Annotated in this window: 23 protein-coding genes; 7 read left to right on the top strand and 16 right to left on the bottom strand. The window is 71.3% G+C overall.

The genetic code is table 11. The annotated features are described in order from the left end of the window. Positions 1 to 99 precede the first annotated feature (99 nt). From ABZ953_RS20765 to ABZ953_RS20755, 3 genes are all read left to right on the top strand, one after another. Complete coding sequence (locus tag ABZ953_RS20765) at positions 100 to 468, top strand: PDDEXK nuclease domain-containing protein (RefSeq protein ID WP_361725919.1); 369 nt, start codon at positions 100 to 102, stop codon at positions 466 to 468. Positions 469 to 507: 39 nt separating this feature from the next. Then, positions 508 to 3,063, top strand: coding sequence for an NACHT domain-containing protein (locus ABZ953_RS20760; RefSeq protein WP_361725775.1), 2,556 nt, complete (start codon positions 508 to 510; stop codon positions 3,061 to 3,063). A gap of 97 nt (positions 3,064 to 3,160) precedes the next feature. After that, a complete protein-coding gene (locus ABZ953_RS20755; RefSeq protein ID WP_361725772.1) occupies positions 3,161 to 5,734 on the top strand; it encodes an NACHT domain-containing protein in 2,574 nt (857 codons plus the stop codon). A gap of 100 nt (positions 5,735 to 5,834) precedes the next feature. Here ABZ953_RS20755 and ABZ953_RS20750 read toward each other — a convergent pair whose 3' ends face one another. Continuing rightward, on the bottom strand, positions 5,835 to 8,363 hold the full coding sequence (locus tag ABZ953_RS20750) for an ATP-dependent Clp protease ATP-binding subunit (protein WP_361725769.1): 2,529 nt from the start codon (positions 8,361 to 8,363) through the stop codon (positions 5,835 to 5,837). Positions 8,364 to 8,803: 440 nt separating this feature from the next. Here ABZ953_RS20750 and ABZ953_RS20745 point away from each other — a divergent pair, with 440 nt between their 5' ends. Further along, positions 8,804 to 9,394 (top strand): SCO3374 family protein, encoded by a 591-nt coding sequence (locus tag ABZ953_RS20745; protein WP_361725766.1) that lies wholly within the window; start codon positions 8,804 to 8,806, stop codon positions 9,392 to 9,394. Here ABZ953_RS20745 and ABZ953_RS20740 read toward each other — a convergent pair. The 11 genes from ABZ953_RS20740 to ABZ953_RS20690 form a co-directional block, all read right to left on the bottom strand. Further along, entirely contained in the window at positions 9,373 to 9,711 is a 339-nt protein-coding gene (locus tag ABZ953_RS20740; protein ID WP_361725763.1) for an Lsr2 family protein, read from the bottom strand. The genes ABZ953_RS20745 and ABZ953_RS20740 overlap by 22 nt on opposite strands. A gap of 225 nt (positions 9,712 to 9,936) precedes the next feature. Beyond that, positions 9,937 to 10,488 (bottom strand): amino-acid N-acetyltransferase, encoded by a 552-nt coding sequence (locus ABZ953_RS20735; protein WP_361725760.1) that lies wholly within the window; start codon positions 10,486 to 10,488, stop codon positions 9,937 to 9,939. 9 nt (positions 10,489 to 10,497) lie between these two features. After that, positions 10,498 to 10,896, bottom strand: coding sequence for a BlaI/MecI/CopY family transcriptional regulator (locus ABZ953_RS20730; protein ID WP_361725757.1), 399 nt, complete (start codon positions 10,894 to 10,896; stop codon positions 10,498 to 10,500). 176 nt (positions 10,897 to 11,072) lie between these two features. Then, on the bottom strand, positions 11,073 to 11,252 hold the full coding sequence (locus ABZ953_RS20725; protein ID WP_361725754.1) for a hypothetical protein: 180 nt from the start codon (positions 11,250 to 11,252) through the stop codon (positions 11,073 to 11,075). A gap of 14 nt (positions 11,253 to 11,266) precedes the next feature. Next, positions 11,267 to 11,902: a hypothetical protein gene (locus ABZ953_RS20720; protein ID WP_361725916.1), complete on the bottom strand. Its 636-nt coding sequence runs from the start codon at positions 11,900 to 11,902 to the stop codon at positions 11,267 to 11,269. A 285-nt stretch (positions 11,903 to 12,187) separates the two neighbouring features. Next, a complete protein-coding gene (locus ABZ953_RS20715; RefSeq protein WP_361725751.1) occupies positions 12,188 to 12,403 on the bottom strand; it encodes a hypothetical protein in 216 nt (71 codons plus the stop codon). A 95-nt stretch (positions 12,404 to 12,498) separates the two neighbouring features. Further along, the gene (locus ABZ953_RS20710) at positions 12,499 to 13,305 is read right to left on the bottom strand and encodes a type III pantothenate kinase (protein ID WP_361725748.1); all 807 of its coding nucleotides are present in this window, start codon (positions 13,303 to 13,305) and stop codon (positions 12,499 to 12,501) included. Then, positions 13,305 to 14,303: a carboxylating nicotinate-nucleotide diphosphorylase gene (gene nadC / locus ABZ953_RS20705; RefSeq protein WP_361725745.1), complete on the bottom strand. Its 999-nt coding sequence runs from the start codon at positions 14,301 to 14,303 to the stop codon at positions 13,305 to 13,307. The genes ABZ953_RS20710 and nadC overlap by 1 nt, the downstream gene beginning before the upstream one ends. Positions 14,304 to 14,305: 2 nt before the next feature. Then, complete coding sequence (locus ABZ953_RS20700; RefSeq protein ID WP_361725742.1) at positions 14,306 to 16,021, bottom strand: L-aspartate oxidase; 1,716 nt, start codon at positions 16,019 to 16,021, stop codon at positions 14,306 to 14,308. A gap of 55 nt (positions 16,022 to 16,076) precedes the next feature. Continuing rightward, positions 16,077 to 17,081 (bottom strand): pantoate--beta-alanine ligase, encoded by a 1,005-nt coding sequence (gene panC, locus ABZ953_RS20695; RefSeq protein WP_361725739.1) that lies wholly within the window; start codon positions 17,079 to 17,081, stop codon positions 16,077 to 16,079. Further along, positions 17,078 to 18,013 (bottom strand): DUF2520 domain-containing protein, encoded by a 936-nt coding sequence (locus ABZ953_RS20690; RefSeq protein ID WP_361725736.1) that lies wholly within the window; start codon positions 18,011 to 18,013, stop codon positions 17,078 to 17,080. Before ABZ953_RS20690 ends, panC begins: the two co-directional genes overlap by 4 nt. 147 nt (positions 18,014 to 18,160) lie before the next feature. Here ABZ953_RS20690 and ABZ953_RS20685 point away from each other — a divergent pair, with 147 nt between their 5' ends. After that, the gene (locus tag ABZ953_RS20685; protein WP_361725733.1) at positions 18,161 to 19,378 is read left to right on the top strand and encodes a beta-eliminating lyase-related protein; all 1,218 of its coding nucleotides are present in this window, start codon (positions 18,161 to 18,163) and stop codon (positions 19,376 to 19,378) included. Here ABZ953_RS20685 and ABZ953_RS20680 read toward each other — a convergent pair. Further along, the gene (locus ABZ953_RS20680) at positions 19,335 to 19,589 is read right to left on the bottom strand and encodes a hypothetical protein (RefSeq protein WP_361725730.1); all 255 of its coding nucleotides are present in this window, start codon (positions 19,587 to 19,589) and stop codon (positions 19,335 to 19,337) included. The two genes, ABZ953_RS20685 and ABZ953_RS20680, sit on opposite strands and share 44 nt — an antisense overlap. 301 nt (positions 19,590 to 19,890) lie before the next feature. On the opposite strand from ABZ953_RS20680, the gene ABZ953_RS20675 reads away from it, so the two are divergent. Next, positions 19,891 to 20,997, top strand: a complete 1,107-nt coding sequence (locus tag ABZ953_RS20675; protein WP_361725727.1) for a DUF5937 family protein — start codon at positions 19,891 to 19,893, stop codon at positions 20,995 to 20,997. 24 nt (positions 20,998 to 21,021) lie between these two features. Here ABZ953_RS20675 and ABZ953_RS20670 read toward each other — a convergent pair whose 3' ends face one another. Both ABZ953_RS20670 and ABZ953_RS20665 read right to left on the bottom strand, forming a co-directional pair. Then, a complete protein-coding gene (locus ABZ953_RS20670; protein WP_361725724.1) occupies positions 21,022 to 21,687 on the bottom strand; it encodes a response regulator transcription factor in 666 nt (221 codons plus the stop codon). Positions 21,688 to 21,786: 99 nt separating this feature from the next. After that, positions 21,787 to 22,989: a sensor histidine kinase gene (locus ABZ953_RS20665; RefSeq protein ID WP_361725721.1), complete on the bottom strand. Its 1,203-nt coding sequence runs from the start codon at positions 22,987 to 22,989 to the stop codon at positions 21,787 to 21,789. Positions 22,990 to 23,095: 106 nt separating this feature from the next. Between ABZ953_RS20665 and ABZ953_RS20660 the strand changes: the two genes are divergently transcribed. Further along, positions 23,096 to 24,121, top strand: a complete 1,026-nt coding sequence (locus ABZ953_RS20660; protein WP_361725718.1) for an SAM-dependent methyltransferase — start codon at positions 23,096 to 23,098, stop codon at positions 24,119 to 24,121. A 7-nt stretch (positions 24,122 to 24,128) separates the two neighbouring features. Here the strand turns inward: ABZ953_RS20660 and ABZ953_RS20655 are convergent, their stop codons facing one another. Next, complete coding sequence (locus ABZ953_RS20655) at positions 24,129 to 25,304, bottom strand: NADH-quinone oxidoreductase subunit D (protein WP_361725715.1); 1,176 nt, start codon at positions 25,302 to 25,304, stop codon at positions 24,129 to 24,131. Between the last annotated feature and the right edge of the window lie 33 nt (positions 25,305 to 25,337).

The raw sequence follows: 25,337 nt of genomic DNA, 5'->3' as shown, positions 1-25,337 counted from the left end.
GAGGACCTCCAAGCCGGTCCGCGAGCGGGGGATATCCGTTGTCCGCCATCACACGAGCAGAATCGTTGACAACCAACCTAGTCGACCCAGGTCAGGGGACTGCACACGACTAACTTCGATGTCAAAGGACAGCTGCATCGCTACTTCGTCTTCGAGCTCAAGACGAAGGACGTACGCCCCGAGCACATCGGCAAGCTCAACTTCTACGTGAGCGTGGTCGACCAGCTGGTGCGCGAACCCGAGCGGGATGACGCGACCATCGGCTTCCTCATCGGAGCCCGGCACAACAAGGCGGCCGTCCAGCTGGCCCTCGACGCCAGCAACAACCCCATGGCCGTCACCTCCTACTCCACGCTCGCCCCGCAGGACCTGGAACTGGTGTCCCGCGAAGAGGATCTGGCCCGCGTCGTGCAGGACGCCATCGACAGCGTCGAGCCCACCCCGGACAGCCGCCCGATCCCCTCCTAACTCCCCCTGAGCAAGGGCCCGTTGCCCTACGCTCAACACATGGTCGACCCCGGAGCCCTAGGTGCCCGACTCGCGTCCAGCGCGGTCGCGCCGCTCGTGAAGAAGCTCTTCGTGAAGGATCAGCCGGGTGCGGGGCTCGTCGCCAAGCCCGTGCGGATTTCCGCCCTCGTGTCGTTCTCCGGCGAGAAGCGCAGCGTCACACCGAAGGACGTCGAGAAGATCGCGGACGAGCTGGTCCGCAGGGCGCTGAAGGCGACGGGGCCCGGCGAGCGGCCCGTGGAGGCCGCCGAGGCCGTCGCCGTCAGGACCGCGCTCGCGCTCTCCCTGAGCGCACTCGGCACCCTCACCATCGAGGACTACGAAGCCGTCGCCCTCGGGCCCGAGGAGTTCGCGCGCAGGCTGCGGGAGCGGGCGACCGTCTCGATTTTCGGGCTGAGCGCCGACGGGGAACTCTTCTACGAGCGGCTGCTGCACACCGCATCGCTGCACATCCTGAACTTCTTCACGCAGCGCTCCACCTACATCGCCCGGCAGCAGACCGCGCAGAGTCAGCAGCTCGCGCGGCTCGTCAAGGCCGTCGACGTGCTGCTCGAACGGCTGCCGTCGCAGTCCAGCGAGGACGCCGCGTTCGAGGCGCGGTACGCGGCGTACATCGCGGCGCGGCACGGCACGCTCACCATCTACGGGCTCGACGTCTACGCCGGGACCAGCGAGTGGCCGCTGGACGCCGCCTACCTGAGCCTGGAGGCGACCAGAAACCGCCCCGGGGAGGGCGCGGCCCACGTCGCCGCCGAACAGGTCCTCGCCCAGCACGACCACGTGCTGCTGCGCGGCGTCGCCGGGTCCGGGAAGACGACGCTCGTGCAGTGGCTCGCGGTGACCACGGCCGACCTGACGTACGAGCACGGGCTCGCCCACCTCATCGGGCGCGTGCCGTTCGTGCTGCCGATGCGGCGGATCGTCCGGCCGGGGGCCGAGCTGCCGATACCGAGCGAGTTCCTGACTTCCGTCGGGTGCCTCGTCGCCGGTGAGCAGCCTGCGGGCTGGGTGGAGCGGGTGCTGCGGGCGCAGCGCGGCGTGCTGCTCGTCGACGGGATGGACGAGATCTCCGAGGACCGGCGGACGGCGGCCAGGCGATGGCTGCGGGATCTGACGCGTACGTTCCCGGGCAATCTGTGGCTCGTCACGTCCCGCCCCTCCGCCGTCCCGGACAAGTGGCTGGACGCCACCGGCTTCGCTGAGCTCACGCTGTCGCCGATGACACACGACGACGTCGCCATGTTCGTGCACCGCTGGCATCACGCCGCGGGGGTCGACGAAGCCGTCGGCGACGCCATGCTGCGGACGGTGCGCAGGGCCTCCGAACTGAACCGGCTCGCCACGAACCCGCTGATGTGCGGCATGCTCTGCGCCCTGCACAGGGACCGGCGCGGTTTCCTTCCACAGGACAGGAAATCGCTGTATCAGGCCGCCCTGACGATGCTCCTGGAGCGCCGCGACGTCGAGCGGGGACTCCACCCCTCGTACGACGCACGCCTCTCGTTCGCCACCCAGGTGCAGCTCCTCCAGAAGCTCGCGTGGTGGCTGATCCGCAACAGCCGGGCGGAGATGGACCGTTCGGAAGCCGTGCGCATCCTCGGTGACGCCGCCCCCTCGATGGGCCTCGACGGCGGCGGCGAGGACATCTACGCCTCGCTGCTGCTCCGCTCCGGCCTGCTGCGCGAGCCCGCCGACGGCCGCGTGGACTTCCTGCACCGCACCTTCCAGGACTATCTCGGCGCCCGGCTCGCCGTGCAGGAGCTGGACTTCGACCTGCTCCTCAACCACGCGGGCCGGGCGGAGTGGGAGGACGTCATCCTGCTGGCCGTGGCGCACGCGCGGCCCAAGGAGGCGGAGCAGATGCTGCGGCGCCTCATGGAGCGGGGCAGTGCGCACGGCAGACTGCTCGCCGCCGCCGCCCTCCCGTACGCGGCGGAGTTGGCACCGGAGGTACGGGAGATGGTGGAGGAAGGGATGCGGTCCCTCGTGCCGCCACAGTCGGAACACGAGGCCTACGTCCTGGCGGAGGTGGGCCGCGATCTGGCGCTCGATCTGCTGCCCGAGCCCGAGGAGGTCCACGGCGACCGCGCCTATCTGGTGCCGCTGGTCGCCGCCAAGATCGGCACCCCGGCGGCGCTGAACTACCTGACGTACTTCCGCGACCACCCGGACCTCCAGGTCCAGATCGTCCTCGCGGCGGCCTGGTCGGTCTTCGACCGCGAGCTCTACGCGCGGGAAGTCCTGACGCACCTCACCCGGCGGCCCATCATCCCCGTGCACGGCCCCGAGGACCTCCGCGTCCTGCGCTCCATCGGCGGCTGGCCGCGCGTGGGGGTCCTCGGCGCCTACCGCGTGGAGGACCTCGTCGAACTCCTCGTACCCGAACTGCTCACCCACATCGCCCTGGACGCGCCCCACCCCGTGGAGGGGTTCGGCTGGCTCTCGGCCTTCCCCCACCTCACCGACCTCGACGTCGAGAACGCGGTGAGCGACGACGTCCTACGGCAGGTACCACCCGGCGTCCGAATCAACTTCCCTAAGCGGCAAGGGAATTGACCTAGGCTTGACCCCTAAGGCAAGACCTGGCTACCGCAAGGCCTGACTACGGCAAGACCTGACTACGGCACAACCCGACCCAGGGACCCCGATGCCCATGGAGCCCGTAGTACGCACCCCCTCGGCCCTGTCCGCCCCCCTCGTGCGACGACTGTTCCGCGTCCCGCCCCGGCCCCCCAAGGGCCCCGACCTGATCGCCGCCATCGCCACCTGGCGGGGCCCCGACGCCCCGGCCGACCCGGACGAAGTCCACCGCACCGCCGCCGAGTTCATCCACCTCGCCGCCGAGACGCACTCCACGCCCACCCGTGAGCTGCCCGCCGTCGCCGACGTCCTGACCCGCACCCTGCTCGCCGTCGGGGAGCTCGACCTGACCGACGCCGACGCCGTGCGCCTGGGCCCGCAGGACTACGCACGGCGGCTGCGCGGCGCCGTCCAGGGCGCCGACCGGCGCCTCAGCCCCGACGCCGCCTGGTTCCACGACGAACTGCTCGTCGCCGTCTGCCTGCACGTCCTGCACCACCTCGTGCGCCGCTCCCCGTACATCCAGCGCCACCTGGCCGAACGCGCCAGCCGCATCCGTCAGCTCGTCGACCTGAGCGACGCCGAGGCGGCCGCCGCGGTCCGCCGCCCCGAACCCTCCCGGGAAGACGCCGACTTCGAGACCGCGTACGCGCAGGAGGTCGTGCGCCAGCACGGCTGGCTGACCATCGTCGGCGTCGACTTCGCGAACGCGCCCGACCGCTGGCCCCTGGAGGACACCTACCTCAGCCTCCAGGCCGAGGAGATCACCGGTGGCGCTCCGGCGGCGGGCGGGCAGCCGCGCACCGTCCTCCTCGCCGACCGGGCCCTGGAGGGCCACGAGCGGGTCCTGCTGCGCGGCGTCGCGGGCTCCGGCAAGACGACCCTCGTGCAGTGGCTCGCCGTGGCCGCCGCCCGCGAGGGCGCCCGGGTGCCCTTCGTCCTGCCGGTGCGCCGCTTCGCCCGCGAGGGCTTCCCCGCCCCGGACGACTTCCTGCGCGCCGTGCGCCACCCGCTGGCCGGGCAGGCGCCCGAGGGGTGGGTCGTGCGCACGCTCCTCGCGGGCCGCGCCCTGCTCCTCGTCGACGGCATCGACGAGGCCCCGGAGGAGACCCGCGGCGCCCTGCGCGACCAGCTCCGCCGCCTCCTGCGCATCTTCTCCGGCACCGCCTGCCTGGTCACCTCGCGCCCCTCCGCGGTCGAGGACGGCTGGCTCTCCCAGGAGCGCCTCGCCGAGGAGGGCTTCACGGAGCTGTCGCTCGCCCCGATGTCCCGCGACCAGGTCACCCGCTTCATCCGCGACTGGCATACCGCCGCGATGGGCGACGACGCGTACGGGGAGCAGCCGGACCGCGAGGACCTCAAGGAGTACGAACAGCGCCTCCTGCACTCCGTACGGATCTACCGCGAGCTGCGCCAGCTCGCCACCAACCCGCTGATGTGCGGGCTGATCTGCGCCCTCAACCGGGACCGCTCCGGCTCCCTGCCCAAGGGCCGCAAGGAGCTCTACGACGCCGCCCTGGAGATGCTTTTGCAGCGCCGCGACCCCGAACGCGACGTGCTGTACGCGGACGACGTGCGCCTGCAGCAGGGCGCCCGGGAACTGCTCCTTCGCAAGCTCGCGCACGCCATGCTCGCGGAGGGCCTCTCGGAGCTGCCGCGCCGACGCGTCGTCGAGGTCCTCGACGGAGCGCTGCCCGCCATCCCGTCGGCCCGCGCCGCGGGTGACGGCGAGAAGATCTTCCGCCACCTGCTGCACCGCACCGGCCTGCTGCGCGAACAGGCGGGCGTCTCCGTCGACTTCATCCACCGCACCTTCCAGGACTACCTGGCGGCCAAGGAGATCGTGGCCCGAGGCCACCTGCACACCCTCGTGGACCACGCCCACCAGCCCGAGTGGGAGGAGGTCATCCGGATGGCCGCCGCCCACGCCCGACCCGACGAGTGCGCCGGGTTCCTTGAACGCCTCCTCGCCGCCGCCCCCGGCCTGCGCAGGCCGCACGTCAACCACCGGCGCCTGATGGCCGCCGCCTGCCTGGAACACGTCAGCGAGCTGGACCCGGCCATGCAGGAGCTCGTGCAGCGGCGCACGAAGAACCTCTTGCGCCCCACCACCGAACAGGGCGCCCGCAGCCTCGGCTGGGTGGGCCCCATCGTCCTGGAACAGCTGCCGGAGCCCGAACAGGTCCCCGGCGACCAGCAGGCGCTGCTCCTCGCCATCACCGCGACCCGCGTCCAGGACGACGCGGCGATCGACTACCTCGCCCGGCTGCGCACCCGCTCGTCGCTGGCCATCCGCACCGAGCTGGCCCGCCCCTGGCGGCACTTCGACACCGAGCGGTACGCGCGCGAGATCATCGCCCACCTCGGCCCGGAGGGCCTGTACTTCCCCGTCTCCGACGCCGCCGAACTCGCGGCCTTACGGGGGCTCGGCGGGCGGCCGCGCATCCAGGTGGCCGGCATCATGCGCACCGACGAGCTTCTGGCCGGCCTGGTCCCCGACCGGCTCACACATCTGTGGATCAACGCCGAGCTGCCCGACCCGGACATGTCGTGGCTGGCCCGCTTCCCCCACCTGCGCGTCCTGCGCGTCAATCCACGCCTGCCGCGCGTACGGAACGTGCCGGAGGGCGTCACGATCACGGCGTGAGCACCACATGCGAAAGGGGCTGCCCCGGAACCGTACGGAACGGTTCCGGGGCAGCCCCTCTGCAACCTGTGCAGCGTGCCTTGTGAAGCGTGCTCTGAAGCTACGCTTCCTTGCTCAGGTTCGGGCCGGAGCCGCCACCGGCGGCCGACTCGATCGGCGGCACGTCGGGCAGTGCCGCCTTCTCCTCGCCACGGAAGGTGAACGTGGCGGTCTCGCCCTCGCCCTCCGTGTCGACGACCACGATGTGGCCGGGGCGCAGCTCGCCGAAGAGGATCTTCTCGGAGAGGGTGTCCTCGACCTCGCGCTGGATCGTGCGTCGCAGCGGACGCGCGCCGAGCACCGGGTCGTAACCCTTCTTCGAGAGCAGGTCCTTCGCGGACTGGGAGAGCTCGATGCCCATGTCCCGGTCCTTCAGACGCTCGTCCACCTTGGTGATCATCAGGTCGACGATCTGGAGGATGTCGTCCTGGCTGAGCTGCGGGAAGACGACGACGTCGTCCACGCGGTTCAGGAACTCCGGGCGGAAGTGCTGCTTCAGCTCGTCGCTGACCTTGTTCTTCATCCGCTCGTAGTTGGACTTCGTGTCGCCCTGGGCCGCGAAGCCCAGGTTGAAGCCCTTCGAGATGTCACGGGTTCCAAGGTTGGTCGTCATGATGATGACCGTGTTTTTGAAGTCCACGACGCGGCCCTGGGAGTCGGTCAGGCGACCGTCCTCCAGGATCTGCAGAAGCGAGTTGAAGATGTCCGGGTGGGCCTTCTCGACCTCGTCGAACAGGACGACGGAGAACGGCTTGCGGCGGACCTTCTCGGTCAGCTGGCCGCCCTCTTCGTAACCCACGTAACCGGGGGGCGAACCGAAGAGACGCGAGACCGTGTGCTTCTCGCTGAACTCCGACATGTCGAGGGAGATCAGCGCGTCCTCGTCGCCGAAGAGGAACTCGGCGAGCGCCTTGGACAGCTCGGTCTTACCGACGCCGGACGGGCCCGCGAAGATGAACGAACCGCCGGGGCGCTTCGGGTCCTTCAGACCCGCTCGCGTACGCCGGATCGCCTTCGAGAGCGCCTTGACGGCGTCCTTCTGGCCGATGACGCGCTTGTGGAGCTCGTCCTCCATGCGCAGCAGGCGGCTCGACTCCTCCTCGGTCAGCTTGAAGACCGGGATGCCCGTCGCCGTGGCGAGGACCTCGGCGATGAGCTCGCCGTCGACCTCGGCGACGACGTCCATGTCGCCGGCCTTCCACTCCTTCTCGCGCTTGGCCTTGGCGGCCAGGAGCTGCTTCTCCTTGTCGCGCAGGGAAGCGGCCTTCTCGAAGTCCTGCGAGTCGATCGCGGACTCCTTGTCGCGACGGACGCCCGCGATCTTCTCGTCGAACTCGCGGAGGTCCGGCGGCGCGGTCATCCGGCGGATGCGCATCCGGGAACCGGCCTCGTCGATCAGGTCGATCGCCTTGTCCGGCAGGAAGCGGTCCGAGATGTACCGGTCGGCCAGGGTGGCGGCCTGCACGAGGGCCTCGTCGGTGATCGACACACGGTGGTGCGCCTCGTACCGGTCGCGAAGGCCCTTCAGGATCTCGATCGTGTGCGGCAGCGACGGCTCCGCGACCTGGATGGGCTGGAAGCGGCGCTCGAGCGCGGCGTCCTTCTCCAGGTGCTTGCGGTACTCGTCGAGCGTGGTCGCACCGATGGTCTGCAGCTCACCGCGGGCCAGCATCGGCTTCAGGATGGAAGCCGCGTCGATGGCGCCCTCGGCGGCACCCGCACCGACCAGCGTGTGCAGCTCGTCGATGAACAGGATGATGTCGCCGCGGGTGCGGATCTCCTTGAGGACCTTCTTCAGGCGCTCCTCGAAGTCACCGCGGTAGCGCGAGCCGGCCACCAGCGCGCCGAGGTCCAGGGTGTAGAGGTGCTTGTCCTTGAGGGTCTCGGGCACCTCGCCCTTGACGATGGCCTGGGCGAGGCCCTCGACGACGGCGGTCTTGCCGACGCCGGGCTCACCGATCAGGACCGGGTTGTTCTTCGTGCGGCGGGACAGCACCTGCATGACCCGCTCGATCTCCTTCTCGCGCCCGATGACCGGGTCGAGCTTGGACTCACGAGCGGCCTGGGTGAGGTTCCGGCCGAACTGGTCGAGGACCAGGGACGTGGAGGGCGTGCCCTCCGCAGGACCGCCTGCGGTGGCGGTCTCCTTGCCCTGGTAGCCGGAGAGCAGCTGGATGACCTGCTGCCGCACCCGGTTGAGATCGGCGCCCAGCTTGACCAGGACCTGGGCGGCGACACCCTCGCCCTCGCGGATCAGGCCGAGCAGGATGTGCTCCGTGCCGATGTAGTTGTGGCCCAGCTGAAGGGCCTCGCGGAGCGACAGCTCCAGGACCTTCTTGGCACGGGGGGTGAAGGGGATGTGCCCGGACGGGGCCTGCTGGCCCTGACCGATGATCTCCTCCACCTGCTGGCGGACCGCCTCGAGCGAAATCCCGAGGCTCTCCAGGGCCTTAGCGGCGACACCCTCGCCCTCGTGGATCAAGCCCAGGAGGATGTGCTCGGTGCCGATGTAGTTGTGGTTGAGCATCCGGGCTTCTTCCTGAGCCAGGACGACAACCCGCCGCGCGCGGTCGGTGAACCTCTCGAACATCGTTAATCGCTCCTCAGAGCGGTCAGGCAGTAAGGGGTCGGTCCCCTCCCTGTCCTTCCGCAGCTTAGTCCCGCAAGCGGGGACCGCTCATTCCAACTGCCGACACCCGGCCCCCTTCCGAGGGGAAGACCTGACCTCGAACGCCGACAACTGCTCCAACCCGATGGTGCGAGACGATGTTCCCGCAGGCCAGACAGTTACCCTCACTGCTACTACGCCGATGGCGAACGTGAGATGCCCAAGACTGCGTGTCGCCCCTTCCCACTAGGGATGTCTTACCCGTCAGGACCGACAGTCCATGCGGCGCGCCCCAGTTCCCTCAGCTACGGGCGAACACCCTTGCGCCGCGGAACACGCCCTTACGCCCCCTTTCCGGACACGTAACGCATTCGAGCCGCTACCTTCCGTAACCCTCGCGCGCCCACGGCTGTTGCTCCGACATGGCCCCCACAGTTCCTCAGCCCCGTGTACCGGTCGAGCAGAGTGACCCGGTGCGGCAGTGGTACGAGAACGAGCTCGGCTGGGCGACCGCCCCCGGACCCGGCCCTGTGCAGCTCCTGACGGGGCTGCGCTTCGACGTCCTCGAACTGCCGGCGGAGGCGGGCTTCGCGGCGCTGCGTCACCTCGGGCCGAAGGCTCCGGTGGCGCTGCGCGGGGAAACGATGCGGCTTCTGGTGGGCGCGGGGAGCGCGGACGAACTGCCGGGGCTGCTCGACTGGCTGGAGTGGGGAGACATCCCCCTCGGCCTCACCGCGGTCGGGGCGGGCGGGCGGATCGTCGCGCCCACGCCCCCGGGGTGGTCCGGCTCGCGGGGGGCCGCCGTGTGGCTGCGACCCCCGGAGCCCGGCTGTGAGGTGGAGCCGACGCTGCCTGCGCTGCCGTCCCTGCCCGCGATGGGGAGGGGCGGGACAACGCTCCACAGCGACCCCGCCGTGGGCTCCGGTCTCGTACGACTCGTGGACACGGCGGCAACACAGTGTCACCGGGTCCGGTTGCGGCGTCGCAGCCGTCAGCCGTTGGCCTTCTCGTAAGCCTCGCGAATGGACGCGGGAACGCGGCCGCGGTCATTGACCTCGAAACCGTTCTCCTTGGCCCAGGCGCGGATCGCGGCGGTGTCCTGGCTGCCGCCGGACGCGGCGCCGCGCGGCTTGCCGCGACCGCTCGAACCGCGGCCACCGGTGCGCCGACCTGCCTTGACGAAGTCCTCAAGGGCGCCACGGAGCTTGTCCGCGTTGCCCGTGGTGAGGTCGATCTCGTACGACTTGCCGTCCAGCGCAAACGTCACGGTCTCGTCTGCCTCGCCACCGTCGAGGTCATCGACAAGAAGGACCTGAACCTTCTGTGCCACCGGATTTCCTTTCATCGATAACTGTGAGGCCGGTCCGCACGACGCACGCCGCCGATTCACCGGCCCCTGTTATATGCAGTACTGCAGTACGTCGGAAAGCAAACCGCTTTTGCCCGAAAAACACAAACCCCTGGGAGAGACCGGACACCCCTACGAGCCTGGAAACATGCGCGTTTCGGACATAGGCCACCGGGGCAGACTGCCGCCAGGAATACCGCGCGACGATCACAGATGCAGAAGCATCCGGCTGTTGCCCAAGGTGTTCGGTTTCACTCGTTCGAGGCCGAGGAACTCCGCGACGCCCTCGTCATAGGAACGCAGGAGCTCGCTGTAGACATCTCCGTCAACCGGAGTCTCGCCGATCTCCACGAAGCCGTGCTTCGCGAAGAAGTCGACTTCGAAGGTGAGACAGAAAACCTTGCGGACGCCGAGCCAGCCAGCTGTCTGCAGCAACTTGCCCAACAGCTGATGTCCCACTCCGGCCCCCTTGACCTCGGAGTTCACCGCCAGTGTGCGTACTTCTGCGAGGTCTTCCCACATCACATGCAGAGCGCCGCAGCCGACCAACTCCGCGTTGTCGTCGCGTTCCGCCACCCAGAACTCCTGGATGTCCTCGTAAAGCGTCACTGTCGCTTTGTCCAGGAGGATGCGCTCGCGGACGTAGGAGTCGAGGAGCCGGCGCACGGCCGGCACATCGGAGGTTCGCGCCCTGCGGACCGAGACCGCTTTTGCGCTGAGTTCGCTGAGTTCGTTGCGTTCGGGGACCTCTGCTGGCATGAGCGGACGCTATCGTTCTGCGGCGCGCACCGCCGAGCCGGGGTTCTCGGGGCCTTGGACGATACGCATCGCGTCGCTCAGCGCTTCCCGCTGTTCCGCCGACATCATGCCGAAGAAGGCGACGAGAGCCGCGGCCGGGTTGTCGCTCTGCGACCAGGCTTCGTTCATCAGTGCGGCTGCGTAGGCGGCGCGAGTGGAGACCGCCTCATATCGATAGGCACGGCCTTCCGCTTCGCGGCGCACCCAGCCCTTCTGATGGAGATTGTCCAAAACGGTCATCACGGTCGTGTACGCGATGGACCGTTCCTCCTGAAGGTCTTCCAGGACTTCTCGAACGGTCACGGGGCGGTTCCACTTCCACACCCGCGTCATGACTGAGTCTTCGAGTTCTCCCAATGGACGAGGCACAGCTGAATAATAGTGTGAGACGTCACTATTGGCGTGATGCGTGAGGGACGTGGCGTACCCCTAATTTATGCAACAAAAAGGGCGTACGACTCGAAAGGCACGTGAGTCGTACGCCTTGGTGCGTGAGTGGGCACGCCGAGTGACCGGAACGGCGAGGTCCGGTGGCGCGCGGTCGCTCAGGCGCTGCCGGCCTTCGGGGTCTGCCGGACGGCCTCGGCACGGGTGATCGCGGCGTCCACGGCCGCGTCCTCCTTGGCCTTGTTGGCACCGCCCTGGGTCTTCACGATCGTCACGATGAGCCCGGTGAAGAAGACGGCCATCACTACGGGGGGCACGAGCGCGGAAACGTAGTCCATGCCCACCAGAGTAGCTAGCCCGCGGCGAGCCGGTGCGGCGGGTCCGCGGGTGTCTCGGGGCGGCGCTTGGGCGGGAACACCTCCGCCGGGGTCGGGACCGGGCGGGGTGGTTCCGGGGCGGGGGTGGGGGTGGGAGCCGGGCGGCGCTCGGCGGGCTCGCTCTTGGCGGCGGGCTCGCTCTTGGCGGCGGTTTTGCCGAGGCCGCCGGGCAGGGCGAGCAGGCGGGTGCTGCGGTGGGCGGGGGCGGGGACGGCGGCGCGCTCCTGTACGGGGACGGCGCGGCCCGCGAGACGGGCGCGCACGGACCGTTCGGCGAGGATGCGGCAGCGGTCGAGGAGGGCGGCCGCGACGGGGTTGCCGCGCAGGGCGCGCAGCGCCGCGAGGTCGTCGGCGCCCGGCTGGTAGCCGGTGGCGAGGACGTCGTCGAGGAGTCCGAGATAGCCGGTCGCGGTGCCGGGCAGGGCCGTGCGGTAGCGGGCGAGGTCGGCCACGAGGAAGGCGCGCAGCCTGGCGCCTTCGCGCGCCGCTTCGTCGACCGATTCGGCGAGACGGAGGCAGTCCTTGACGTCCTCGTCGCGGGCGGGACTGGGGTGCAGGGCGAGCGCCAGAGCGCGACGGAGCACACGCAGCTCCTCCGCGCTGAAGGCCATCCCGCCCCGGGATCCGTATGGCGTGGGCATGGCCTGACGATACGCGCCAAACGGACAAAATCGGCTTAACGCCAGTACGCGGCGCGTTGTCTGGGGGGGGCGCCTTGGGTGGGGCACGGCTCCTACTTCGCCATACGTCGCGGGGAAACGGGTGGGCGGGTGGGATACACCTCCGCCGCGAAGCGGCGGCCCTGTTCCCAGCGATACGGCAAAGCGGGGAAGCTCCCCACCCACCCCCTCCGCCGCGAAGCGGCGGGCCCGTTCTCGTCGCCCCGCCCGGGAGGGCTAATCCGCTCGGCGGCGGGCCAGCGCGTACGCCACCGCGCCCACCCCCAGCGCCGCGACCGCCGCTACCGCAAGCCACGGCAGGACCCCCGCACTCGCCCCGGCCAACGCCGGAGCGGACGGCTGGGCGGCCCGCGCCGCGGTCGCCGGGCCACCGATCACTGCCACCAGCGCCGCCGCCACCACCGCAGAGCCCAACAGTCTCGTGCGCCTCATCCGCCCCAACCCGCCCTACACCCGCTCAAGTCCCGTCCCTGCGCAGACTCTTGCAGAAGGCGGAGGGTTCTGCACACGCAGCCATCGGCAATCGGTCAGGTACGGGAGATATTCCGTTCGTAGACGAGGCGAAGACCGATCAGTGTCAGCCACGGTTCGTGCTCGTCGATGACCGACGCCTCGCCGAGCACCATGGGCGCGAGCCCACCCGTGGCGATCACCGTCACGTCGTCGGGGTCGCCGCCCGCACCGGCCAGTTCGCGCGCCATGCGGTTCACGACTCCGTCGACCTGGCCCGCGAAGCCGTACAGGATGCCCGCCTGCATGGCTTCCACCGTGTTCTTGCCGATGACGCTGCGCGGGCGCGCCAGCTCGATCTTGCGGAGCTGGGCGCCCCGTACGCCGAGGGCCTCCACGGAGATCTCGATGCCGGGGGCGATGACCCCGCCCGCGTACTCCCCGCGCGCGGACACCGCGTCGAAGGTCGTCGCCGTGCCGAAGTCGACGACGATGGCCGGTCCGCCGTACAGCTCGACCGCCGCGACCGCGTTGATGATGCGGTCGGCGCCGACCTCCTTGGGGTTGTCCATGAGGATCGGTACGCCGGTCTTGATGCCGGGCTCGACCAGGACCGCGGGGACGTCCCCGTAGTAGCGGCGGGTGACTTCGCGAAGCTCATGCAGGACGGAGGGGACCGTCGAGCAGATGGCGATGCCGTCGATGCCGTCGCCCAGCTCGTCGCCGAGCAGCGGGTGCATGCCCATGAGGCCGTGCAGCAGCACCGCGAGTTCGTCCGCCGTGCGGCGCGCGTCCGTCGAGATGCGCCAGTGCTCGACGATGTCCTCGCCGTCGAAGAGGCCGAGGACGGTGTGGGTGTTGCCTACGTCGATCGTGAGGAGCATCAGTCCCGCACCGCTTCCCGCAGGTCGAGGCCGATGTCGAGGACCGGGGAGGAGTGGGTGAGCGCGCCGACGGCGAGGTAGTCGACGCCCGTCTCCGCGTACGCGCGGGCGTTCTCCAGGGTGAGGCGGCCCGAGGACTCCAGGAACGCGCGACCGTCCACGAGGGCGACGGCCTCCGCGGTCTCGCCCGGCGTGAAGTTGTCCAGGAGGATCAGGTCGGCGCCCGCCTCGACGACCTCGCGCACCTGGTGGAGCGTGTCGGCCTCGACCTCGATGGCCAGGCCGGGGAACTGCTCGCGCACGGCCTTGAAGGCCTGGGTGATGCCGCCCGCCGCGACGACGTGATTGTCCTTGACCAGTGCCGCGTCGGAGAGCGACATGCGGTGGTTGACGCCGCCGCCCATGCGTACCGCGTACTTCTCCAGGGCGCGGTAGCCGGGGGTCGTCTTGCGGGTGTCGCGGACCTTCGCCTTCGTGCCGTCGAGCGCGTCGGTCCACGCGCGCGTGGCGGTCGCGATGCCGGAGAGGCGGCACAGGATGTTGAGCGCGCTGCGCTCGGCGGTGAGCAGGTCACGGGTGCGGGTGGTGATGCTCAGGAGGACGTCGCCCGCCTCGACGCGGTCGCCGTCCTCCACGTGCCGCTCGACCTCGAACTCCTCCTCGCACACTACGGAGAGGACCGCTTCGGCGACGCGCAGGCCCGCGACGGTGCCCGCCTGGCGCGCGCCGAAGTCCGCGGTGGCGACGGCGTCCTCGGGGATGGTCGCGGCCGTGGTGACGTCCACGCCACCGGCCAGGTCCTCCTCGATGGCCATGTGCGCGATGTCCTCGATCTGCAGCGGGTCGAGGCCCGCCTCGGTCAGGAGCAGCGCGAGAGCGGGGTCGAGGCCGCACTCCAAGGGGTCGAACGTGTCGCCACCGCCACAGCCGCAGGCGTCGCCGCAGCCACCGCCTGCGGCTGAGGGAGTGGCGAGGGGGAGGTCGTCGGGGGTGCTCACGGTCACTGCTCCTGGGGACTGGGACGGGTCGGAGGGAAGTCGGAGGTCTCGGTCGTGGTGGCCGCAAGGGTCCGGTCCGGATTGAGGCGTACGACGATGTGGCGCCGCCAGGCCGCGTCGTCGCGGTCGGCGTGGTCCTGGCGCCAGTGGCAGCCGCGGGTCTCCTCGCGGCGCTGGGCGGCGGCCACCAGGACGCGGGCCACGCAGAGGAGGTTGGTGGTCTCCCAGGTGTCGACGCCGGGCTCGGCGGTCTTGCCGTGCTCGGCGAGGGCGCCCGCGGCCTCGGCGTGGGTGCGGGCCAGTTGGGCCGCGGCCCGGCTGAGGGACTCGGCGGAGCGCAGGACTCCGGCGCCTTCGGCCATGGCGCGCTGGATGGTGAAGCGGGCCTCGGGCGGCAGCAGGGGGTGCGTCGGCGTCTCGGGCTGGGTCACGGGGGCGGGCACGCGCGCGTGGAGGGCGTTCTCCGCGTGCTGTGCGGCGATGTCGGCGGCGATGCGCTCGGCGTAGACCAGGCCTTCGAGCAGGGAGTTGGAGGCGAGCCGGTTGGCGCCGTGGACGCCGGTGCAGGCGACCTCTCCGCAGGCGTACAGGCCGGGGACGGTGGTGCGGCCGTGCTGGTCGGTACGGACTCCGCCGGAGGCGTGGTGCGCGGCCGGGGAGATGGGGATGGGCTCGGTGACCGGGTCGATGCCGTGGGCGCGGCAGGCGGCGAGGATCGTCGGGAAGCGGGTCTCCCACATGTCGGCGCCGAAGTGCCGGGCGTCCAAGTACATGTGCTCGGTGCCCTTTTCCTGCATGCGGCGCGTGATGCCCTTGGCGACGATGTCGCGCGGCGCGAGCTCGGCCAGTTCGTGCTGTCCGACCATGAAGCGCACGCCGTCGGCGTCCACGAGGTGCGCGCCCTCGCCCCTGACCGCTTCGGAGACGAGCGGCTGCTGTCCCTCCGCGTCCGACCCGAGGAAGAGCACGGTGGGGTGGAACTGCACGAACTCCAGGTCGGAGACCTCGGCGCCCGCGCGCAGGGCCAGCGCGACGCCGTCCCCTGTGGCCACGGACGGGTTGGTGGTCGCCGAGAAGACCTGGCCCATGCCACCGGTCGCGAGGACCACGGCGGGGGCGTGGACGGCGCCCACGCCGTCGTGCTGGCCCTCCCCCATGACGTGCAGGGAGACGCCCGCGGTGCGGCCGTCGGCGTCCGTCAGGAGGTCGAGGACGAGCGCGTTCTCCACGGTCGAGATGGACCGCGCGCGGACGGCTTCGACGAGGGCGCGGGAGATCTCCGCGCCGGTCGCGTCGCCGCCCGCGTGCGCGATGCGGCGGCGGTGGTGGCCGCCCTCGCGGGCCAGCTCGATGGCGCCTTCGGAGTCGGTGTCGAAGAGGGCGCCGGTCTCGATGAGGCGGCGTACGGCATCGGGGCCCTCGGTGACGAGGGTGCGCACGGCCTCCTCGTCACACAGGCCCGCGCCCGCCACGAGCGTGTCGTCCAGGTGCTGTTCGGGTGTGTCGCCCTCGCCGAGCGCCGCGGCGACGCCGCCCTGGGCCCAGCGGGTGGAGCCGTCGTCCAGGCGGGCCTTGGTCACCACGACCGTCCTCAGGCCGGCGGCCGAGCAGCGCAGGGCTGCCGTCAGTCCGGCCACTCCGGAGCCGACGACCACGACGTCGGCTTCGAGGGACCAGCCGGGGGCGGGCGCGTACAACCGTATTCCGGTGGCGCTCATGCGGTGACTCCGATCGGGCGTGCGAGAGCTGCGCTGGGACGCGTGCGGTGCGCGCTCATAGGGCGGCTCCGAACGTCAGCGGGATGTTGTCGATCAGTCGCGTCGAGCCGACCCTGGCGGCCACGGCGAGGACGGCCTCACCGCGGTGTCCCGGGCGGACCTCGCTGAAGTCGGCGGGGTCCACGAGCGCCACGTAGTCCAGCTCCAGCGGGGGGCGCAGGCGGGCCGCTTCGTCGAGGACGAGGCGGGCGGCCGCGACGACGGCGGCGGGGCCGCCGGTCGCGGAGGGCTCCGCCGAGTACGCCACGGCGTGCGCGTCGGCCGCCGCGCGGGACTCGCCGAGCTCGCTCAGGGCGACGGCACGCGCGCGTGAGGCGGGGGCGCTTGCGGCACGCGCGCGCAGGGCCTCCTGGGCGGCGTGCCGGTCGCGGCCCGCGAAGAGGGCCTGGGAGAGGGCGAGGGCGGTGCGCCGCTCGGCCGGGGAGAGGTAGCGGTTGCGGCTGGAGAGGGCCAGGCCGTCGTCCTCGCGGGTGGTGGGGACGCCGACGATCTCCACGGGGAAGTTGAGATCGCGCACCATGCGGCGGATCAGGGCGAGCTGCTGAGCGTCCTTCTGCCCGAACAGCGCCACGTCGGGCCCGGTAAGGTGCAGCAGCTTGGCGACGACGGTGAGCATGCCGTCGAAGTGGCCGGGGCGCGTGGCGCCTTCCAGGACGGTACCCATGGGGCCCGCGCCGATCCGGACCTGGGGCTCGCCGCCGGGATAGACCTCGTCCACGGAGGGGGCGAACACGACGTCCGCGCCCGCCTGTTCGGCGATCTTGATGTCGGCGTCAAGGGTGCGGGGGTAGCGGTCCAGGTCCTCGCCCGCCCCGAACTGCAGGGGGTTCACGAAGACCGTGACGACGACCTCGCCCTCGGGTCCGGCGAGGCGGCGGGCGGCGCGGACCAGTGAGGCGTGTCCGTCGTGCAGGGCGCCCATGGTCATGACAACAGCACGGCGGCCCGCACGCGCGCGCGTGCGGAGGGACTCGGCGGTGTGCAGCAGGGCGGTGGTCATCGGTCGCCCCCTTCGGCGCCGCCCGCGCTCCCGCCGTTGGCGAGCACACCGAGGAGGTCCTCGGCGAGCTCGGGCTTGAGCAGGCCGTGGGCCAGGGCGCGGTCGGCGGTGGCGCGGGCCATCGCGAGGTAACCGGCGACGGTCTGCGGGGCGTGCTTGCGCAACTCGGCGACGTGCGCGGCGACGGTGCCCGCGTCGCCGCGTGCGACGGGTCCTGTGAGGGCCGCGTCGCCCGAGCGCAGCGCGTTGTCCAGGGCGGCGCCGAGCAGCGGGCCCAGCATCCGGTCCGGGGCGGCGACGCCCGCGTCGCGCAGCAGGTCCATGGACTCGGCGACCAGCGTGACCAGGTGGTTCGCGCCCAGGGCGAGGGCCGCGTGGTAGAGCGGGCGGTTCTCCTCGGCGATCCACTCGGGCTCGCCGCCCATCTCGATGACCAGGGCCTCGGCGGCGAGGCGCAGCTCCTCGGGCGCGGTCACGCCGAAGGAGCAACCGGCGAGGCGCTGGACGTCGACGGGGGTGCCGGTGAACGTCATGGCGGGGTGCAGCGCGAGCGGCAGGGCCCCCGCGCGCAGGGCGGGTTCCAGGACGTTGGTGCCGTACCGCCCCGAGGTGTGCACGAGCAGCTGTCCTGGGCGCACGGCCCCGGTCTCGGCGAGGCCCTCGACGAGGCCGGGCAGGGCGTCGTCGGGGACGGTCAGGAGCACCAGGTCGGCGCGGTCGAGCACATCGGCGGGCGGTACGAGGGGGACGTCGGGCAGCATGGTGGCGGCCCGCCGTACGGAGGTGTCGGACACGCCGGACGCGGCCACCGGGCGGTGCCCGGCGAGCTGCAGCGCCGCGGCGAGCGCGGGGCCGACGCGGCCCGCTCCCACGACTCCCACGGTGAGCCTCGCGGGGCGGTCCCGCGGGTCTGGCTGATGCGATGCGTTCACGCGGCGGCGCCTTCCGTTCCAGTCCGCTCGGGGTACCGGACGATTTCTCGTCATGCTAACGCGATCGGTCGGCAGCGCGTCCTTCGCTGTCCACAGGCTGTGGTTATTCATGTGACCGGTTCCGGCGGGACGGTCCATGCTCGGAGGATGCCCTCCCAAAGCGCCCCCCAAGAGCACAGCGCGTCCCCGGAACAGCCGGAGCAGCCGGAACCGCCGGAACCGCGGGATGCGGACGCGCACGACCTCCAGGCGGCCCGCCGCCGCGCCGCCGCCCGGGGCGCGACCCGGACCCTGCACCGCTCACCCCTGCACGTACCGCTCGCCGAGCGTCTGTCGGCCCTGGCGGCCGCGGCTCCCGAGGTCGTCGGCCCGGACGAGCCCACCGATGTCTACGGAGACGGGGTCGTCGCCACTCTGGAGGCCGAGGTCGCGCGGCTGCTCGGCAAGGAGGACGCCGCGTTCTTCCCGACCGGCACCATGGCCCAGCAGGTGGCGCTGCGCTGCTGGGCGGGCCGTACGGGGAACGCGACGGTGGCGCTGCATCCGAAGGCGCACCCCGAGCTGCACGAGGGGGGCGCCTTCCCCGCGGTCAGCGGCCTGCGCACGGTGCACCCGACGGACGAGCCGCGGCTGCCCACGGCGGACGAGGTGCGGGACTTCGGGGAGCCCTTCGGGGCGCTGATGCTCGAACTGCCTCTCCGGGACGCCGGTTTCGTCCTGCCGGAGTGGGAGGAGCTGGAGGAGGTCGTGGCGGCGGCCCGCGAGCGGGACGCGGTCGTGCACTTCGACGGCGCCCGGCTGTGGGAGTGCACCACGCACTTCGGCCGGGGCCTTCCGGAGATCGCCGGGCTCGCCGACTCCGTGTACGTGTCCTTCTACAAGTCCCTCGAAGGGCTGAGCGGCGCCGCGCTGGCCGGGCCGCGCACGCTCGTCGAGGAGGCGAGGGCATGGCGCCACCGCTACGGGGGCCAGGTGTTCCAGCAGTTCCCGGCCGCGGTCTCGGCCCTGCTCGGCCTGGCGCGCACACTGCCCCGGCTGCCCGGTCACGTGGCCCACGCGCGCGTGGTCGCCGAGGCGCTGCGCGAGGGGCTCGCGGCCGCGGGGGTGCCCTGGTCGCGCGTGCACCCCGAGCGCCCGCACACCCATCAGTTCCAGGTGTGGCTGCCGTACGCGCCGGACGTACTGAACGAGGCCTGCCTGGGGCAGGCCGAGGAGACGGGCACCCTGCTCTTCGGGCGCTGGTTCCCGGACGGGCCGCCCGGCCTCTCGGTCACGGAGGTCACCGTGACCGAGGAGGGCCTGGAGTGGACGGCCGGCGACGTCAAGGAAGCGGTCGCGGAGTTCGTGCGACGGATCCCCCGCTGAGGCGGCCGCCGCGGCCGCCGCGGAAGAAGTGGGCCAGGGCGGCGCGGAACCGGCCGTGGGCGGGGCGTTCCGCCACGACGGCACGGAAGCGTTCGTAGTCGCGGACCTCGCGGACGGCCTGCCAGTCGTCCCGGCCGGGCGCGGGCGGCGTCGGCTGGCCGTGCTGCGCGGCGCGGTAGCTGTCGAGGAGGAACTGCTGGGTGACGCTCATGACGGAACACCTCTTGGGATTCTCGGGATAAATAGTACTTAACGGACACCGATGGGCTGGTCGTGCCACGGGGAGTGGGGGGAAGTAGTGAAGCGGGGGAAGTAGTGAAGCGGGGGAAGTAGTGCAGTAGTGAATGGGGTGCGGAACGGGGTGGCCCCGGTGCGGGCCATCGGTCACGGCGACGCTGCCGTGCCTCTCGATGACCACAGCCTGCTCCCCCCGCACCCCCCGCGTCGCGTCGATTGACGGCGCTCGTCAATCGACGCGACGCGCTGTCAGTGGCGCGGTGCACCATGGGGTCATGAGCGTGAGCATCGACATCAGCGGGCTGTCCCAGGAGCGGATCCACGTCGTTCCCTCGCCCCTGGCCGAGCTCGGCATGGCGCTGCACGCGCTGTCCGAACCGGGCCACCACCCCGGGCTCCAGGGCTGGGCGACAGCCGTCTCCACGCGCCTTGACCCGTGCCTGGCGGACCGCATGTGCGAGGCCGACTTCCTCTGGCGCACGACGTTCTCGGACGTCTTCACGCCCTTCGCCGGGCTCCCCGGGCAGAACGAACGGCCGGGGGCCACGCTCGCCGAGGAGCTCGACCAGCTGGACAAGCTGACCGACGAACAGTTCGTGGACGCGGCCCTGGAGTTCACCTGCCAGTCGACGTACGCGGAGCCGGACCGCAGGCTTCTCGCCGACCCCGCCGTGCAGCGGCGCGCGCTCGACCTGGCCGCCGCCCGCGGCCCGCACCAGGTGCGCTTCACCAAGCGGCTGCTCGACGATCCGCCGGTCGTCCGCGCATGGTTTCGCTCACTGCTGGAAGACTGCGAAGAGGCCTTCTTCGCCGACACCTGGGCGAGGGTGAGCCATCAACTGGCCGCGGACGCCCGGCACAAGACGGAGCTGCTGCGGCACAAGGGGCTCGCGGAGGCCCTGAAGGCCATGTCCACGGCGGTGTCCCTCGACGAGAGCGAGCGGCTCATCACCGTCGACAAGATCAGCGTCGGCCGCACCACCACGGGGTCGGGCGGCCTGACGATCGTGCCGACCAGCCTCGGCTGGCCGCACCTGTGGGTGCTGCACCGCAAGGGCTGGCAGGCGTCGATCACGTACCCCATCAGCTCTCCTGGCCTCACCGACCCGCCCACCGTGGAGCAACTGACCCGCCGCATGTCCGCGCTCGCCCACCCGGTGCGGATGCGGCTGTGCCGCCACCTCGCGCGCGGGGCGTACACGACGAGCGAGCTGGCCGACGCGCACGGCATGACGGCGCCGGAGATATCACGGCACCTGAGCGTCCTGAAGAAGGCCGGTCTGATCACCACGCGCCGCCGCGGCCGCTATGTCCAGCACCAGCTGGACATCAGCGTCGTGTCCCGCCTGGGCAGCGACTTCATCGAGGGGGTGCTGCGGTAGGACCTGCCGAACCGGCCGGTGGCCCTAGCCCCCGGCCCGTACAAGACCCGTCTCGTACGCGAGGACCACCACCTGCACCCGGTCCCGCAGGTCCAGCTTGGTCAGGATGCGTCCGACGTGCGTCTTGACGGTCGCCTCCGAGAGGACGAGCCGCGCCGCGATCTCACCGTTCGACAGGCCCTGGGCGACCAGGATCATCACCTCGCGCTCGCGACTCGTCAGGCGCTCCAGCTGCTTGTGCTGCGGCTGCCCGCCGGTGTTCGGCAGCATCGGGGCGAAGCGGTCGAGGAGCCGTCGCGTGGTGGACGGCGCGACCACCGCGTCGCCGCTGTGCACGGAGCGGATCGCGGCGAGCAGCTCCCCCGGCGGCACGTCCTTGAGCATGAAGCCGGACGCACCGGCCTTCAGCCCCGAGAAGGCGTACTCGTCGAGGTCGAAGGTGGTCAGGATCAGCACCTTCGGCGGGTTCGTGTCCTGGCAGACGCGCCGGGTCGTCTCCACGCCGTCCAGCTTCGGCATGCGCACGTCCATCAGCACCACGTCGACCTCGGTGGCGCGCAGCACCTCAAGGGCCTCGACGCCGTCACCCGCCTCCGCGACGACCTCCATGTCCGGCTGGGCGGCGAGCACCATCCGGAACCCGGTGCGCAGCAGCACCTGGTCGTCGACGAGCATCACGCGGATCGACATCAAGGGAGTCCCTTCGGGAGGTTCGGTGAGCGGGAGCTCGGTAAGCGGGAAGCTCGGTGAGCGGGAAGCTCGGGTGAGCGGGAAGCTCGGGTGAGGGTGTCAGTGTGCAGGCTTGAGCGGCAGCAGCGCACTGATGCGGAAGCCGCCACCGGGACGGGGCCCCGCGTCCAGCGTGCCGCCGACCATGCCGACACGCTCCCGCATGCCGATCAGACCGTGCCCGCTGCCGTCGGCCCCGCCGTCCTCGTACAGCTCGTGCGGGGCGCCCTTGCCGTCGTCCTCGACGAGCAGCCCGAGGCCGTCGTCGAAGTAGACGAGGCGCACGCTGGCCCCGGCGTTCTCCCCGCCGTGCTTGCGGGTGTTGGTGAGCGCCTCCTGCACGATGCGGTACGCCGTGAGCTCCACGCCGCTGGGCAGCGGGCGGGGGGTGCCCTCCACCTTGTAGTCGACGGGCAGACCCGCCGTACGCACCTGTTCGATGAGCTCGTCGAGCTGCTCGACATCGGGCTGCGGCACGTACTCGCCGCTCTCCTCGGGCTCACCGGTGCGCAGCACGCCGAGCAGCCTGCGCATCTCGGCCAGCGCCTGCCGGCCGGTGCCCGAGATGGTCTCCAGGGCCTTCCTCGCCTGGTCGGGCGCGGCGTCCAGGACGTACGCGGCGCCGTCGGCCTGGACCACCATCACCGAGACGTTGTGCGCGACGACGTCGTGCAGCTCACGGGCGATACGGGCCCGCTCGGCCGCCACCGCGACCTTCGACTGCGCCTCGCGCTCCCTCTCCAGGCGGTCGGCGCGCTCCTCCAGCTGAGCGAGGTAGGCGCGGCGGGTGCGGATGGAATCGCCGAGGACCCAGGCGAGCGCGAACGGGACGATCTGGAAGATCGTGAAGAGCACGTTGCCGAAGACGCTGCTGTTGTCCGAGGGCCAGCGCATCATCGCGAGCGGAGCCGCGCACAAGCCGCCCACCAGCGCGAACCGCGAGGCCCACGTCTCCCCGACGGCCGCCGCCGTGTAAATGATCACCAGCATCGCGAAGTTCGCCGGCATCGTCCGCACGTCGAAGACGAGCTGGACGAAGCCGAGGACCGCGGCGAGCACCAGCATCTTCTCGGGCGCCCGGCGGCGCAGTGCCACCACCAGGGAGAGGCCGACGGCGACCGGGATCGCCACGGCGCTCGGACCGCGGCCGACGCCGTCGGCCATGGCCACCAGACCGATCCCGGAGATCCCGAGGAGGACGAAGGCCCAGAAGCCGTCGACCCAGGTCGGGTGTCTGCGGAGGAAGTCGTAGAGGCGCTGCACGTAACCCAGCGTAGGTAACCCAGCGGTGCCCCCGGGTCAACCGAAGGTCCGATCCCTGTCGGGCACATGTACTCCCCAAGGTGGAGGCCCCCTTAGCCTGCGGGCTGTGACGAACGACAACGAAGAGCGGCGGCGAGGCGCCTTGCGCGGCTGGCGCGAGGCCACAGAGGCCGCCCTGTACGGGCCGGAGGGCTTCTACCGCCGCCGCGAAGGCCCCGCCGCGCACTTCCGGACCTCGGTGCACGCCTCACCCCTGTACGCGGGCGCCGTGGCGCTCCTGCTGGCGCGTCTGGACGCGGCGCTCGGTCACCCGGACGAGGTGGCTTTCGTGGACATGGGCGCAGGGCGCGGCGAACTGACCGCGAGCGTCCTGGCCGCGCTCCCCTCCGATGTGGCGGCACGCGTGCGTGCGTACGCGGTGGAGCGCGCGGAGCGCCCCGCGGACCTCGACCCGCGCATCGAGTGGCGGAGCACACTGCCGGACGGCGTCACGGGCCTGCTCTTCGCCAACGAGTGGCTGGACAACGTCCCCGTGGACGTCGCCGAGGTCGCCGCCGACGGAATCCCGCATCGGGTGCTCGTGCACGACGACGGCACCGAGGCGCCGGGCGGCCCCGTCGAAGGGCCGGACGCCGACTGGCTGGCGCGCTGGTGGCCGCTGGCGTCCGAGCCCGGACTGCGCGCGGAGATCGGGCGCCCCAGGGACGAGGCGTGGGCGGCGGCCGTGACGGCCCTGAGGCGCGGTCTGGCGGTCGCCGTCGACTACGCCCACGCCCGGGACACCCGACCGCCGTTCGGGACGCTGACGGGCTTCAGGGCGGGTCGCGAGACGGCGCCGGTGCCCGACGGCGACCACGACATCACGGCCCACGTGGCGCTGGACGCCTGCGCCCTGGAGGGGGCCGCGCTGCTCACCCAGCGCGCGGCGCTGGATGGCCTCGGGGTGAGCGGCGCCCGCCCGCCGCTCACGCTCGCCGCCAGCGACCCGGCCGCGTACGTGCGAGGCCTCTCCCGCGCGGGCGAAGCCGCGGAGCTCACCGCCCGCGGCGGCCTCGGCGACTTCGGGTGGCTGCTGCAGCCGGTCGGCGTACGCCTGGACGCCCTGCTCAACCCCTCACCGCACACCCCGTAGAGCCGCGCTACTTGTCGATGTCCCCGACCACGAAGAACAGCGACCCCAGGATCGCCACCATGTCCGCCACCAGCTGCCCCGGAAGCAGCTCGGTCAGCGCCTGGATGTTGTTGTACGAGGCCGAGCGCAGCTTCAGGCGGTACGGGGTCTTCTCGCCCTTGCTGACGAGGTAGTAGCCGTTGACGCCGAGCGGGTTCTCGGTCCACGCGTACGTGTGCCCCTCGGGGGCCTTGAGGACCTTTGGCAGGCGCTGGTTGATCGGGCCCTGCGGGAGGTCCGCGAGCCGGTCCAGACAGGCGTCCGCGAGGTCGAGGGCGACGTGGGTCTGCTCCAGGAGACACTCGAAACGGGCCAGACAGTCGCCCTCCTGGCGCGTGACGACCCTGAGGGTGTCCTGCAGCTCGCCGTATGCCAGGTACGGCTCGTCACGGCGCAGGTCGAAGTCGACTCCGGAGGCACGCGCGATGGGACCGCTCACTCCGTAGGCATGCACCGCCTCGGGCGTAAGGACGCCCACGCCGCGTGTGCGGCCCCGGAAGATCTCGTTGCCGAGCACCAGCCGGTCGTACACGTCCATGCGCGAGCGCACCGACGCGACGGCCGCCCGCGCGCGGGTGGCCCATCCGGCGGGCAGGTCCTCCTTGAGGCCGCCCACCCGGTTGAACATGTAGTGCATGCGGCCGCCGGAGATCTCCTCCATCACGTTCTGGAGCTCCTCGCGCTCGCGGAACGCGTGGAACACCGGGGTGATGCCGCCCAGTTCGAGCGGGTACGAGCCGAGGAACATCAGGTGGTTGAGCACCCGGTTCAGCTCGGCGAGCAGCGTGCGCATCCAGACGGCCCGCTCGGGGACCTCCATGCCGAGCATCCGCTCCACGCCGAGGACGACGCCCAGCTCGTTCGAGAACGCCGACAGCCAGTCGTGCCGGTTGGCCAGCATCACGATCTGCCGGTAGTCCCGGGCCTCGAAGAGCTTCTCCGCGCCTCGGTGCATATAGCCGATGACCGGCTCCGCGTGCTGGATGCGCTCGCCGTCAAGGACCAGGCGGAGGCGGAGCACACCGTGCGTGGACGGGTGCTGGGGGCCGATGTTGAGCACCATGTCGGTGCTCTCGGCCGCTCCGCCGATGCCGAGCGTGGTCTCTGTGGCGGTCTCCGTGGTGGTCTCCGTCGTGGGACTCATGGCCACAGTCTCTCGCACGCGTCGCCGTGTCAG

Origin of the sequence: Streptomyces sp. NPDC046465 (genome assembly GCF_040646035.1) — a bacterium.
GTDB lineage: Bacteria > Actinomycetota > Actinomycetes > Streptomycetales > Streptomycetaceae > Streptomyces.
Note: the sequence above shows the minus strand (reverse complement) of the source record. Positions and strands in the feature narration are given on the sequence as shown.

Excerpts from the sequence above, each read along its gene's own strand:
- ABZ953_RS20760 (WP_361725775.1), top strand. The coding sequence starts at position 508 with ATGGTCGACCCCGGAGCCCTAGGTGCCCGACTCGCGTCCAGCGCGGTC.
- ABZ953_RS20755 (WP_361725772.1), top strand. The coding sequence starts at position 3,161 with ATGGAGCCCGTAGTACGCACCCCCTCGGCCCTGTCCGCCCCCCTCGTG.
- ABZ953_RS20750 (WP_361725769.1), bottom strand. The coding sequence starts at position 8,363 with ATGTTCGAGAGGTTCACCGACCGCGCGCGGCGGGTTGTCGTCCTGGCT.
- ABZ953_RS20745 (WP_361725766.1), top strand. The coding sequence starts at position 8,804 with ATGGCCCCCACAGTTCCTCAGCCCCGTGTACCGGTCGAGCAGAGTGAC.
- ABZ953_RS20735 (WP_361725760.1), bottom strand. The coding sequence starts at position 10,488 with ATGCCAGCAGAGGTCCCCGAACGCAACGAACTCAGCGAACTCAGCGCA.
- ABZ953_RS20725 (WP_361725754.1), bottom strand. The coding sequence starts at position 11,252 with ATGGACTACGTTTCCGCGCTCGTGCCCCCCGTAGTGATGGCCGTCTTC.
- ABZ953_RS20720 (WP_361725916.1), bottom strand. The coding sequence starts at position 11,902 with ATGGCCTTCAGCGCGGAGGAGCTGCGTGTGCTCCGTCGCGCTCTGGCG.
- ABZ953_RS20715 (WP_361725751.1), bottom strand. The coding sequence starts at position 12,403 with ATGAGGCGCACGAGACTGTTGGGCTCTGCGGTGGTGGCGGCGGCGCTG.
- ABZ953_RS20710 (WP_361725748.1), bottom strand. The coding sequence starts at position 13,305 with ATGCTCCTCACGATCGACGTAGGCAACACCCACACCGTCCTCGGCCTC.
- ABZ953_RS20700 (WP_361725742.1), bottom strand. The coding sequence starts at position 16,021 with ATGAGCGCCACCGGAATACGGTTGTACGCGCCCGCCCCCGGCTGGTCC.
- panC (WP_361725739.1), bottom strand. The coding sequence starts at position 17,081 with ATGACCACCGCCCTGCTGCACACCGCCGAGTCCCTCCGCACGCGCGCG.
- ABZ953_RS20685 (WP_361725733.1), top strand. The coding sequence starts at position 18,161 with ATGCCCTCCCAAAGCGCCCCCCAAGAGCACAGCGCGTCCCCGGAACAG.
- ABZ953_RS20680 (WP_361725730.1), bottom strand. The coding sequence starts at position 19,589 with ATGAGCGTCACCCAGCAGTTCCTCCTCGACAGCTACCGCGCCGCGCAG.
- ABZ953_RS20675 (WP_361725727.1), top strand. The coding sequence starts at position 19,891 with ATGAGCGTGAGCATCGACATCAGCGGGCTGTCCCAGGAGCGGATCCAC.
- ABZ953_RS20670 (WP_361725724.1), bottom strand. The coding sequence starts at position 21,687 with ATGTCGATCCGCGTGATGCTCGTCGACGACCAGGTGCTGCTGCGCACC.
- ABZ953_RS20655 (WP_361725715.1), bottom strand. The coding sequence starts at position 25,304 with ATGAGTCCCACGACGGAGACCACCACGGAGACCGCCACAGAGACCACG.